8 protein-coding genes are annotated in these 12,719 nt (G+C 69.1%); 5 read left to right on the forward strand and 3 right to left on the reverse strand.

All coding sequences use genetic code 11. The features are described 5' to 3' along the window. Positions 1-929: 929 nt before the first annotated feature. A complete protein-coding gene (locus ACFU53_RS01175; RefSeq protein ID WP_383984535.1) occupies positions 930-1,391 on the forward strand; it encodes a hypothetical protein in 462 nt (153 codons plus the stop codon). A gap of 320 nt (positions 1,392-1,711) precedes the next feature. On the opposite strand, the gene ACFU53_RS01180 is transcribed toward ACFU53_RS01175, so the two are convergent. Beyond that, positions 1,712-1,891: a hypothetical protein gene (locus tag ACFU53_RS01180; protein ID WP_383984538.1), complete on the reverse strand. Its 180-nt coding sequence runs from the start codon at positions 1,889-1,891 to the stop codon at positions 1,712-1,714. Positions 1,892-2,068: 177 nt separating this feature from the next. On the opposite strand from ACFU53_RS01180, the gene ACFU53_RS01185 reads away from it, so the two are divergent. After that, positions 2,069-2,683, forward strand: a complete 615-nt coding sequence (locus ACFU53_RS01185; protein WP_383984541.1) for a hypothetical protein — start codon at positions 2,069-2,071, stop codon at positions 2,681-2,683. 51 nt (positions 2,684-2,734) lie between these two features. Further along, complete coding sequence (locus ACFU53_RS01190) at positions 2,735-5,044, forward strand: hypothetical protein (RefSeq protein ID WP_383984544.1); 2,310 nt, start codon at positions 2,735-2,737, stop codon at positions 5,042-5,044. 168 nt (positions 5,045-5,212) lie between these two features. Here ACFU53_RS01190 and ACFU53_RS01195 read toward each other — a convergent pair whose 3' ends face one another. Then, complete coding sequence (locus ACFU53_RS01195) at positions 5,213-8,497, reverse strand: tetratricopeptide repeat protein (RefSeq protein ID WP_383984547.1); 3,285 nt, start codon at positions 8,495-8,497, stop codon at positions 5,213-5,215. 187 nt (positions 8,498-8,684) lie between these two features. Here ACFU53_RS01195 and ACFU53_RS01200 point away from each other — a divergent pair, with 187 nt between their 5' ends. Further along, complete coding sequence (locus tag ACFU53_RS01200; protein WP_383984550.1) at positions 8,685-8,855, forward strand: hypothetical protein; 171 nt, start codon at positions 8,685-8,687, stop codon at positions 8,853-8,855. A gap of 390 nt (positions 8,856-9,245) precedes the next feature. On the opposite strand, the gene ACFU53_RS01205 is transcribed toward ACFU53_RS01200, so the two are convergent. Continuing rightward, on the reverse strand, positions 9,246-10,637 hold the full coding sequence (locus ACFU53_RS01205; RefSeq protein ID WP_383984553.1) for a sporulation protein: 1,392 nt from the start codon (positions 10,635-10,637) through the stop codon (positions 9,246-9,248). 359 nt (positions 10,638-10,996) lie between these two features. Here ACFU53_RS01205 and ACFU53_RS01210 point away from each other — a divergent pair, with 359 nt between their 5' ends. Then, positions 10,997-12,700 (forward strand): asparagine synthetase B family protein, encoded by a 1,704-nt coding sequence (locus tag ACFU53_RS01210; protein ID WP_383984556.1) that lies wholly within the window; start codon positions 10,997-10,999, stop codon positions 12,698-12,700. The last annotated feature ends 19 nt before the right edge of the window (positions 12,701-12,719 follow it).

The following is a 12,719-nucleotide window of genomic DNA, read 5'->3' on the forward strand; positions in this document are numbered from 1 at the left end:
CGGCACGACTGTGTGTCGTGTACGGGGTTGGCCCTGGCGGGCCAACTTGGTTGGTTTCTCTGTGAGTTGGCGGGCCTGGCGGCCCGCTCGGCAGAGGGATGGGTGTCCTGCCTGGCGGCAGGACGAGGGGTGGTGAAGGCCCCTCCCCTGGCGGGGAGGGAATGGTGAGACTTGAGGACCGGCGCCTGGCGGCGCCGGTGATGTCATAACGGGGTGGGTTGCACAGATATTTGGGTTGCTTGCAGCTTCCCTGTCGGGAAGCTTGAGTAAGTGTTCGGCTGTCTCAGGACTGAGGAAGTGTCAGTTTCCTTTGCTGAGGCAGGTGTTGTGTTTCTTTGGCGGTTCATGCCTGACGGCATGGGGTGGCGGCAGGTACATGTTCCTCGTCTTTCTGCGGGAGATGCCGCCTGACGGCGTCAGGAGGTTTGGGCGGTGGCGTCAGGAGTATGGGTTTATGTGTTGTTGGCCGGTCTTCTGGCGGCCAAACGGTAAGCCGCAGTGCCGCAGGGGTTCCTCAGATCTCCTGGATCGCCAGTGCGTCCGCTGATCCGGCAAGCGGGCGGGCCGTCCCAGCTACGGCCTGATCTGGCACTTCGGCCGCTGGGTTGCTCCGGTACTCCCCCATTGCCGCTTAAAGTGCCTGGAGGTTGCCGTCGGCTCCTTCATCTGAACATCCCACTCCAGGAGACTCAGTGAGACGCGCTGTCATACCCGTCTTGATCATGTCCTGCGCCGCCCTGCTCGCCGGGTGCGGCCGCGGAGAGATTGACGCGAAGGGTGACATGCCGCATAACGCCGCCTCCGAAGCCGGGTCTAGCCCCCCGCAACCCCCTTCGGCGGAGCCCTTCCCTGACACCGGCGCCCTGGTCAAGAAGAGCGTGGGCAGCGCGGCGAAGCACGCTGACCGCTCTGGATTCTCACTGGACTTCATGACTTACACCCACGGCGACGGGCTGGCTGAGGCGGGTTATGAGATCAACCTCTACACCCACAACGAGGACCACAAGGTGTCCTTCGTGACGGACTTGTCCTCGATCGCACGACACAAAAACAGCCTGGTCTGCCGGGCAAAGAAGACCGGACCGAAGTCTTACGCGATCTACTTCGACGACACCTACGACCTGTGCCTGCGCAAGAGGAAGCCGAAGTCAACGCCCACCCCTACTCACTCGCCCGAACCCACGCTCATCCATACGCCGACGAAGTCCGCGCCCACCTACGCGCCGCCCAAGCCTGCCGGGTGCACACCGAAGTCTCCGGCCGGCAACTGCTATCAGGCTGGGCAGTTCTGCCCGCAGGCGCTGGCGGGAACCTCGGGTACGAACTCGTCGGGCACAGTGATCTACTGCCGGTTGGACTCGACGGACAACCGCTGGCACTGGCGGTACTGACCTCGCCCTCGCCCACAGGCCCACACGCGGAAGGCTGCATGCCGGGGGGCAGCTCCTCTGGAAGGACGGGCTGAGCTGGGACGTTGGCGAATCGCCTGTATACCGGTGCGGTTGCCCCTCGTTGAAGCGCCGCAGGAAGGCGTGTCGGCCATACCCAAGATCGCCGAGCGGTCCGCGCTGATGAGTGGCGGGGCGACCGGAACCACTGGAAAGATCACAGCCCAAATGTGAACTCGCAGCTCGGTGCTGGTGGGGTCGTCCCTCCAGAGGAACTACGCCAGCTCAGCCCGGCTTGGGGCCTGTTGTCCGGGCGGGCATGCTCAGTCGCGGGAGCGTGGCGAGCGGCCGAGCAGCACGGCCAGTGCCTTGAGGGCTGCTTGCCGGCGCTGGGCCGTCGGTGCGTACACGGCGGTCAGGGCGAGTCCCCCGACGGTGAGGGAGTGGGTCGCCAACAGGGTGGTGGCGAGGGGGCTGTTGAGCAGGTCGAGCAGTCGGTACATGGGCGTGGCCTCCTTGGGTGTTCCGCCGGTGCGGCGGGGCTCTTGGTGGCCTTATTGGGCTCCGTCCGACAGGTTTCCGGCGATGTTCTGGATGGAGGGTGGGGAGCGTCTACGCTGGTCAGTGCCCATATGGCGGGTTTTCCGGGGCAAGCGCGGCGGACGGATGTAGGGGGGCGGGTGGAACAGGGCACGGCGGCGCGGGCTTTTGCGGCCATGCTGAAGGGCCTGTATGAGAGGGCGGGTTCGCCCCCGTTGGCGGCGGTGGTGCGTCAGGGGCGGCTGCAGCGGCCGTCCGTCGGGCTGAGTACGTCCTCGTTGAGTGATTGGCTGGCGGGGCGGGCCGTGCCGTCGCAGGCGCGGGTGGTGCAGTTCCTGGTCTCCTTCTTCGCCCAGCAGGCTCTACAGGCGGGCTGTGCGGGGGCGCCTGGCGGGTGGTCGAGGCTGTGGGAGGGGGCGGTTGAGGAGCGGCGGCAGCGGCGTGGCGGTCGTCCTGCTCGCCCGGTCCCGGGAGACGGGCCCGCGCTGCGGGTGCCGGTCCGGGGCCGGTTGGTGGCCGAGCTGCGGCCTGAGGAGGCGTTCAGCGAGTGGGAGGTGCACCAGCCCGTCGACGTGGCGGCCGCGGTGCCGGGGGCGTTGCCGCTGTATGTGCGGCGCGCCCACGATGAGGTTGTTCGTGGGGTGGTGGAACAGGCCGTCGGCGGTGCGAGCCGGATGGTGGTGCTGGTCGGTGAGTCGTCCTCGGGCAAGACGAGGGCGTGCTGGGAGGCGGTGGCCGAGCTGCCGGCTGGGTGACGGCTGTGGCAGCCGCTCGACCCGTCGCCGGCCCGGGCTCTGGCGAACGCGTTGCAGGAGGGCATCGCGCCGCGTACCGCGATCTGGCTGAACGAGCTGCAGCAGTACGTCGGCGAGCAGGCAGGCGCGGGCGCTGAGCAGGTTGCGGCTGGTCTGCGGGAGATGTTGCAGGACAGCACGAACGGGCCGGTGCTCGTTGTGGGGACCGTCTGGCCGGAGTTCTGGGACACGCTGACCGCCTCACGCGTGGCGGGTAGGCCCGATTCGTATGCGCAGGCGCGGGCGTTGCTCGAGGGCAAGGCCGTGCACGTGCCGGCTGCGTTCGAGGCGCAGGAGCTGGAGGATGCGCGGACGGTGGGCGGCCACGATCCCCGGCTGGCCGACGCGCTGGCGCATACCGCGGATGGCCGCATCACCCAGTACCTGGCAGGGGCTCCGGCCCTGCTGGAGCGCTACCGTACGGCCCCGGCTGCGGCGCGTGCGGTGATCAGTGCCGCCATGGACGCGAGCCGGTTGGGCGGTGTGACGCTGGTGGAGCGGGAGTTCCTCAAGGCCGCGGCCGAGGGTTATCTCAGCGACGATGCCTACGACGTGCTGGGCGAGGACTGGCTGGAGGACGCCTTCGCTTACACGCAGCAGCCGAGCAAGGGTGTACGGGGGCTGCTCAGCCGTGTACGGGCCCGGCCTGCGGGCAGCGGGCGGGACGGGTTCCGGTTGGCCGACTACATGGACCATGTCGGGCGGATGGAGCGCCGGTTCTCCGCTCCCCCGGCCTCGTTCTGGCGCGCGGCCCGCAGCCACCTGCCCGATGCTCACCTCGTGCGGGCGCTGGGACAGGCGGCGCAGGCACGCTGGCGTGATGCCGAGGCCGCCGGCTTGTATCAGCGGGCTCTGGATCTGGGTGACCTTCAGGCCGGGCAGTCTCTGGCCTGGCTGTGGCAGGAGCGTCAGCGGGCCGGCGAAGCCCGCCGTGTCCAGGAGCAGGCCTCGCTGGCCGGTGACGGCGATGTTCTGGAGGAGCTGCTGATGCCGCTGCTGGAGCAGGAGGAGTATCAGCAGGCCGAACAGCTGGTGCGGGAGGCCTCAGGCCGGGGTAACGCCACTGCCCAGCTGCATCTGGCCCGCGCTCTGATGCTGGACGGTGAGACACAGGAGGCGGACCGTTGGTATGCCGAGGTCGCTCGGTGTAGCGATCCGGAGGTTCTGCGCGCCTACGCGGGCGACCTGCGCGAGCGAGGCGACCTGGCCGGGGCGCGGGCGGTGTTGCGGGCAGCGGGCGACCGCCGTGCGCTGGGCGAGCTGGCTGCCTTGGCGGGCGGGTCCGCGGCTGAGGCGGAGCAGGCCGCCCGGGAGGCCTTCGCCGCAGGCGAGGCCACCCCGTTGAAGGAGCTCGCCAAGCAGGCTGAGGCCGACGGGCGCAGCGCGGATGCCGGCCGCCTGTACCGGGGTGCGATCGCTGTCTTCGAACGCCGCCGTCGGCAGCGGGAAGCCGGAGTGGCCCTCATCGACTTCGAGATGGGCGGCCGGTCGCTTCGCGAGTACCTCGACCCGGCCGTGCTGCCCATGGCGTCCGGACAGACGTGGGCGCTGCGCCAGCTGGTGGCTCTGCTGGACGGTACGCAGGGTGCGACGGCGGGCGACGGCGCGCTGAAGGAAGTCGCGGAGGCCGGAAACGCCTGGGCGCTGGAGCAGTTGCTGCGCCGTCTGCGCGAGCGCGGGCAGACGCAGGAGGCGGAGTCGCTGCTGCAGAGCGAAGTGGTCCGGGCGAACCCGTGGGCGCTGTGGGCCTTGGCTCACCGTGCCCTGCGCGACGAGCAGGTTCCGGATGCCGTGCGCCGGGTGTTGTTGGAGCGTGCGGCAGCCGCCCGGGTGAGACAGGCCGTCCGGGCGCTGGTGGAGCGGGCCGAGCAGGCCGGCCTGGCCGGTGAGGCCGACCAGTGGGCTCTGCATGCTGCGGCTCGCGGCTACACCACGCCCTTGTGGGAGCTGGTGCGGGGCCGTGAGCAGGAGGGCCGGCTGGAGGCGGCCGAGCAGCTCGCCTGGCAGGCACCGGCCAGCCAGCGCTCCTGGGCGCTGCGCCGCCTGGCACAAGACCGCACAGGCGAGCGGGTAATGCCGTTGCTGTGGCGTGCCTACGACGAGGCTCTGGCATGGGCGCCGGGCCTGCTCGCCGAACACCTGGAAGCGGCGGGCGAGTTCACCCGGGCCGAACACTTCGCACGGCTCGCTGCCGACGCAGGTGACCGGCAAGCGCTGGAGGACCTGGCTGCACGACGCAAGGACGACGACCCCGACCGGCAGTGGCAGGCGCTGCTGGCAAACGGGCTGACCGCCGAGGGCACTCCCGCTGCCGCGTGGTGACCAGCTGGGGCGTGCCGCTCTCTGACGTAGCTCCGTGAGGAGCACGGGGGCAACGTCCCACCACGCGGGTCCAGGGTCGCCAGTCACAGGCTCCCCTCCTTTCGCCGGCCTGCACGGCTTCTCTGGTTGTGGGTCAGCACGCTTGCGTGGCGCGTTGAGGTCTGGGCGTTACCACGGTGTGGCTGGTGTCTGGTGGGTCACGCCCCAGCGTTGCAGCATCTGAGCTGTGGTTGGGTCGCCGCGCTCCTGGTGGTGTGCAACTAGCATTTTTGCTGCGTCTGGTACTGCCGCGTCGATTGCCTCATACAGAAGCTGGCGCTCCAGGTCTCTGTGCCCAGCAGCGCGGTGGAGTCGCGCCAGGGGGAGCAACGTCTCCGGGGCGCCTAGGTTCTTGGCCCGCTCGAGAAGAGTGAAAGCTTCGGCATGCGATCCCTGGTGTTCGCACTGTTGTCCTGCCACGGCCAGGATGGAGCGGGAAGACTGCACGTGCCGCAGCATCGTAGAAAAGGATGTGCGGTCGCCTGCTTTGGCGTAGGCGGGCAGCAGGTATTGGGCCGCTTTCAGAGTGCCGGTGGCGAAGTGCGCTTGGGCGTAAAGAATGATCTTCTCGGTCTCGTCGGCATGGGCTGCCAGGTGGATCATGTTCTCGATTGCTGAAGGGAACCCGGCGTGGGCGAGGTCGAGCGCGACTGCCAATGCGTCCTCGTGAGCGCCTTCCCGGCGCCACCTCATGGCCAGCGAGAAACCTGGGCCCTCGTCGCCGTGTTCGGCCGCCAGGCGTGCCTGCGCCCGGGCTTCAGTCCGGGCGCCCGAACGGGCGTAGTGGGCTGGCAGGTCATGCAGGGACTTGATCGTGCCGCTGGTGATGGCTTGGGTGACGACTGCATCCCTGCGTTCGGTGTCGCCGACGTCATGCCACAGGGCAGCCAGGTCGTCCCACGCGTCCGGGCAGCCCAGTTCGATGGCGCGTCTGTAGGCGGCGTCTGCCTTTTCGGTTTCGTTGTATTCGCGGTGGAATTCGCCGAGGAACCGCAGCGTTTCGCCATCCTGTGAGGCGGCGGCTTGGGCGACTGCTCGCTGGGCTTGTTCGCTGTCATGTGTGCGGGTGCTGATGTGGGCGAGCATCACCCACCCCTGATGTTCGCCGGCAGCGATCGCCTGCTCGGCTGCCTGAGTGGCGCTGTCCACAGCCCCTGCTTCCAGGTACTCGTAGGACGCGGCCAGCAGCCACCATTCCCAGCCGGGGCAGGAGCCCAGTGTCCGCAATGCCTTCGCGGATCCACGCATGTCACCGTGCTCTTCCCGGCGCCGGGACAGCCGCTTCAGCGCTTTGCCGGAATCGTGCTCGATGGCTGCCTGCCGCCCAGCCTCTTCCGCTGCTTCGGGATCACCGCTGTCCTCGAGGAGGTCGACCAAGTCTTCGTAGGCGCCGGGTGCTTCCAGTCGCCCTGTCTCGGTGAGGAGGGCGATTGCTTCGTCCCTCTGGCCGTTCTCGGCGAGTTTGTGAGCGTGTGAGAGGAGTGCGAGGAGCTTGCCGTCGGCTGCTAGCCGGCGTGCGAGTGGCAGGTGTCTGTCCCAGTGGCCCGCGTCGGTGAGCGCAGTGGCGAAATTGTCCAGACGGTAATCGTCGAGGTGGTCGGCGGCGCTGACGGCTTCATCGATCTCTCCGGCTTCCAATAGGGTCGTCGCGAGGCCGGCCCAGGCATCTTCGGCGCCAAGGGCTGTCGCTTTGCGCTGCCAGGCAATTGCGTCCCGGAGGAATCCGTCCTGGCGCAGCAGCCGGGCCAGTGCGACCACGGCATGGGTATCTCCTGCCGCCAGTGCCTTACGGGCGATGTCTTCCGCCTGTGGCCGGTGGCCTGCTTTGTAGTGCAGCTCGATGAGTGGGCTGTGGCCGGGTGCGGCGGGGTCGTGGTCCAGCGCCTGTTGGACGAGGGCTGCGCTCAGTTGGTAGCGGGCGCGGTGTCGGGCAGCGCCCGAGAGCGCCAGGAGGTTCGCGGGGGAGGTCAGATGGTCGGCAGCCGCCCGCCACCAAGCGTCGGGAGGGCACAGCAGCCTGCGCTGCGGCTCGATGTGGTGGCGCAGATAGTCCGCTAGCCGGTAGGTCTTTGGCGCTGTGTTCGGCGTCCCGGGGCCGGGGGGATCCGTTGTGAGCGGGCCGGGCACGCCGCGGCAGTCCTGCGCTGCGTCGGCAAGGGCCTCGTGGAACCAGCGCGTGTGCCAGTCCTTGTGCTGGCGTCTGCGGTAGGTCTCAGGAACCAGGGACCAACCCGCTGCCTGCAGGAAGGCCTCGGTGACGTCTTCCCGGTAGCCGAGGCGTGCCGCGTCCACTGCCGCGTCCACCAGGGCCCGTACTTCCGGGGATATCGCGTAGCGATCGAGGAGGGCCGGTCCGCCAGCCAGGTACTGCGTGATCGCCTCTTGGCCTTCGGCCAGGGCCTCAGCGAGCCGCGGGTCACGTTCTGCCGATCTAGCCAGCTCTTGGCGGGACGCCTCGTCGAAACTGTCGGGAACGCGGATGTGCCGGTCTTTCAGCAAGCGTGCTGCCGCGGGATAGGCGTCGCTGGTGAGGTCACGGTGCTCGTGCGGCCACAGCGTCCCTACGACGAGCACCGGGCCCCGTGCCACGGTGTTGAGCAGCGCATCGAGAGCTTCAGCGAGTGCCTGGGTTTGCGCTCCTTTGAGGTAGCGCTGCATTTCGTTCAGCCACAGCACGGTATGGGGCATCCGTGGGATCCGGGCAAGCGCTTCCATGAGTTCGCTGGCCCCCGATGGCCGCCATACTCGCCAGCCGTCGGGGAGGCCCTGGATCGCCTCCCACAGAGCCCGTGTCTTGCCTGTGGAGGAGTCACCGACAAGTACAACGAGCTGGCTGCCGCCGTGCGTCGCGCGGTCGACTCGCTGCCGCAGCAGGTCGTCGTGGGGCCGTTCGACGTAGAGCGGAAGGTCGCTGCTTTCCGTGGCGCCGGCCCGCGGGGCGATGGCGCGATGGACTTCCAGGCCAGTGATGGGGTTCATGGTGCTGATGGGCTCGCCCCACAGATAGGGGGCAGGGGATGACGAGGGCTTCCGCGGTTGGGGTTCGACAGCCTTCGCCTGCTCCAGCCGTTTTTTCCAGGCTTCACGGACCGCCTGTCGCAGTGCGTTTTTCGCTAGATGCGGGCCTTCTGGGCCGTGTTCTGTCTCCTCTTGCCAGTCGAGGAGCACGGTGACCAGCCGCCACAGCGGCTCGAAGTCATCGGTCACGCGGCCGAGGCGGAACCAGTCGCTGACCGTTTTCTCGTTCAGAGTCGGCAACCGGGCCTGACGGCAAGCCTGATTGGCCTCCTGGATTGCCTTCTTACGGGACCGCTTGGGGTCTCCGGTGCCGTAACCTGCGCGGCTCTCCAGGTGCTGCAGTGCCTGTGCCAGCGCAGCCCGGCCAGGGTGACCGACAGGCGTCGCAGAACTCATACAGCACCCTTCCCCTTCTGTCCGGCCGTCGGACCAGTCCGGCCCGGACAGCCTCGGATGTCTGCCTGACCAGGCAGGTTCTCGGTCCAATCCGGTTCGTCCGGAGGTTGCGGACGCGCGGAGGCCGTTCGAGTTCTCCTAGGGCTGGCCCCGCTGCGAGCGGGCCTTACCAGGGAGGAAGACACCGATGGACCCCATACTCGTCTGGCCGGCCGTGGTCATTTCCAGCCTTGCCATTGTTGCCGCTACCGCCGTGCTCGTAGCGCGGTTCGCGCTGCGTAACACCGAATCTGAGCATCGGGCAGCAGTCCTCGCAGCGGTCGCAGACATCGTTCACGCCGTCCGCGGCAAGCGCTGATTGGGCTGTCCGGCGGGACGCACGGGCTTTCTCCCTGTTTTGGAGGAGAACCCACGTCAATGCCATGTAGCCGCGGCCCCTACCGGGCCACCGGCGGTCGACGCGGACCTGCGCGAGCATAAGCACCCGATCCACCAGGGACGGTGGTGCGTGACCAGCGTAAGGCTCAGCCTGCGCCCCGCCAGACCCACCCGCGCGCCACGGATCCGGTCGGACACGGACCCCGGCTACCTGGCCGGTCAGGCGCTGGATGACTGATCGAGCCGACTACTTCTGACCCGGCACGCGAGCCGCGACGCCGCAGGCGAACTCGGGGGTGGCCTAGCCTCTACACCTGGGAGTGCTGCAGACGGCAGATCGTTCGAGTGACGTGCCACGGTCTGGCCGTGCTCAGGCGGCGACACCGAGTTCGGTGCGGGTGCGGTGGATGAACTCTCGGACGGCGGGCTCGCGCCGCCAGGGGGCGAGGGCGGTGTTGAACTCGCGTACGTAGTCCTTGGCGCGGGTGGACTGGACGCGGGCAAGGATGTCGACGGAGCGGTGGCCGAGTGCGAGGCCGTGGTCGAGGTCGCGGGCCTGGAGGTGGGCGGTCCCGACGATGGCGAGCCGCATGCCGACGGAGCGGGTGAACACCCCGGTCGGCATCGCGGCGGCCTGCTTGTTCCAGCCGAGGGCCGCTTTGGGGTTCTTCAGGTCCCGGAAGACCTCAGCAGCGTCCGCCGAGAGGCGGGCGTGGTGATAGAAGTCGATCCAGGCGGGCTCGTCGCCGCTGTCGTCCTTCGCCTGGCCCAGGAGGTCTTCGGATGTTTTCAGGGCGCGGGAGGCGGCCCGGGGGTCGTTCTCGCGGGCGTGAGCGCGGGCTTCGATCAGCTTGGTGAACGCCAGCACCCTGGGGACGGCCTGTCCCTTGGCCCGGTTGAAGGCGCCCTGGGCCATGTCCACGGCCTCGGACGCGAAGCCCCGCATCAGGGTCTGCATGGCCATGGTGGCCAGCACATAGCAGCCCAGCTGTACGTCGCCGCCCGCGCGGGCGAGGCGGAGGGCCTGGATGAAGTGCCGCTGGGCGGCATTGTGCTGGCCGACGTCGAAGGCCGTCCAGCCGGCGAGCCGGGACAACTGCGCGGTGACGGAGAACAGTTCGCGGCCGATCTCGTCGGAGAAGCTGCCTTGCAGCAGCGGGGCGGCCCGGTGGTCGAGGCAGTGGGTGACGGAGTTGGCTTTCCAGTTCCCGCCGCCGTATTTGGAGTCCCAGCGGCGGGCGTCGTCGGCGGCCTGGCGCAGTTCGTCGAGGTCGGCCCGGCCGACCTGCTGGCCGCCGCTGTGGTCGGCGGTCTCGTCGGCGGGGGTGACGAGCCATCGGGTGACGGGGGTGGTGAAGGCGGAGGCGGCGAAGCCGGATCCGGCCAGGAAGTCACGGCGGTTCACGGAGCTCCAGAACGAAGTGGCGACGCGGACGGCATCGGCGGGGTCTCTGGGGAAATCCAACCCCACATCCGCGTCGGTTGTCTCCGCCTCGCCCATGCCGATTTCGCCCAGGGCGACGGGCCGGCCGAGCCGTTCGCCGATGGCCTGCGCCAACAGCTTCGGGACCGGCCATTTCGGCGTCATCCCACGCCTGCACCAGTTCGCCACCGAAGTGTGTGAGTAGTCCGTCTCTGTCCCGGCGGCATGGGCGAGCTGATTGACGCGCAGGGCCAGGGACTTGTGGCTCGCGCCGCTGGCTTCGATGAGCCGAGCCAGGTCCGCGTTCGGCGGACGGGTCCGGCGAATGGTCGATGCCACGACCTCTCCCCTTGCCGGTCTCCGGGACCGCGGCCGACTCGAACAGACGGCTGAGCACATAGGTCTGTACTCGCCGGGGCGAAGAGTCGTACGCGTTCCGTGTGTTGGGTCACCGAGGGTAATGCCTTCCGGCTCGCGGTGAACCCCGTCTGCGAGTTGTGAGCCCCCCTGCGAGCCCTCCCCGCCCATCGACCGGGCGGCTGTGATGAGAGCCCAGGCCGCCGCCGGGACTGGACGGATCTCCTTCCGGCGGCGGCCGCCGCCAAGGCACCACCTGACTCGGGGGCGAACCAGAGATGTGCGGAATCGCAGGCCTGGCCGGAGCTGACGCCGTCCGGCATGAGCGCACGGTCGGCGCCATGGCCGCCTCGCAGGCCCACCGCGGCCCGGACGGCACCATGCGCGCCGCCTCCGGCGACGGGCAGGCGGTGCTGGCCATGAACACGTTACTGATCGTCAACCCACAGACGATGCCCGGCCCTTACCAGGATCGCGAGTCGGGAGTGCTGCTGGCCTTCAACGGCGAGATCTACAACTTCCGCCAGCAGGCCGCTGCCTGGGGCATCCCGCTAACGGCCCGGGAGAGCGACGCGCACTTCCTGCTGCGGGCCTGGGTGAAGATCGGCCCGTCCTGCCTGGACGGGCTGGACGGCATGTTCGCCCTTGCCGTCTACGACCCGCGCGTCGGCAAGCTGTTCCTGGCCCGCGACCGGCTCGGTGAGAAGCCGCTCTACTGGCGTCTGGATGGCGGCCGGCTCGCGTTCGCCTCCGAGGTCACCACCCTGACCGGCTACGGCGCCGCCCCGCTCGTCCTGCGGCCCGAGGCGATCGCGATCGAGACGCCGGTCGGCGTCGACACCCCATTTCAGGGCATCCAACTGTTGGCCCCGGCCACCCTGCTGGCCTTCGACATCGCCAGTGGCTCCCTGGACCAGCACACCTACTGGAGCCTCCAGGCCCGGCAGCCCTTCACCGGCACCTACAGCGAGGCCCTCGCGAAGTTCACCGTCGTGCTGGCCGAGCAGGTCACGCTGCGGGCCCCGGCCTGCGACTTCGCGCTCTTACTCTCGGGTGGGCTCGATTCGTCGGTGCTGGCCTATCTGCTGCGGCCGCCGGTCTGTGTCACCGTCCGCTACCCGGGACAGGACCGGCTCGACGAGTCGCAGATCGCGGCCCGGATCGCATCCGACATCGGGGCCGAGCTGGTGGTGGTCGAGCCGGACCACGTCGACTTCACCAGGGCGCTGGCGCACATGATGTCCGCCCTGGACTATCCGATGGGCAACGCGTCCACGTTCTCCGAGTACATGGCCTACCGGAAGGTCGCCGACCTGGGTTTGCGGGTCGTGGTCGGCGGGCTGGGGCCGGACGAGTTCCTGATGGGCTACGTCCGCCATGGCCTGGTCCTCTTCGGCCCGGACGCGGTCCTGGCCGCGGGGATGGACGCCTACCGGCCGCTGGCCGCGAAGCTCATGCACGCTGCCGGTGAAGGCCTCGATCCGGCAGAGGCGGTGACCCGGCTCGTCCTGCGCGGCCCCGACCCCGAGGGGCGGATCCGCGACCTCATCGCCGCCGCGATGGACACTGCTGGCGGGGATCTGGCCCGCGGCCTCACACTCGCCGACCTGGCCACGGCCTGGCGGCCGCTGGTGATGACCAGTGACAAGCTCGCCTCCACCTACGCGTTGGAACGCCGCTCCCCCTACCTGGCGCGGGAACTGGTCGAGCTGTCCTACCGGCTGCCCGCGGAGCACAAGATCTGTCACCCCGCCGAGGGCAAGCGGATCCTGCGGGACGCGGCGAAGGCCCTCGGGCTGCCCCGCGAGGTCTGGGGCAGCCGGGACAAGCTCGGCTTCGCCAGCCCGGTCCCGTCCTGGCTGAACGGGCCCCTGGCAGGCTGGGCGGACGCTCAGATCCACACCGCCCTCACCGAGGCCCCGGCGTCGTTGAGGCCGCTGCTGGAGGGCGGGCTCAAGCCGGGCGGGCGGTTCGACCGCACGAGGATGCAGGCCCTCATGGCGGCCGCCTGGTTGTGCGACCAGACGGTGAGGGCTGCCGCGTGATCCTCAGCTGCCTTACTAC

It is taken from the genome of Streptomyces sp. NPDC057474 (assembly GCF_042802555.1).
In the GTDB taxonomy this organism is placed as follows: Bacteria; Actinomycetota; Actinomycetes; order Streptomycetales; family Streptomycetaceae; genus Streptomyces.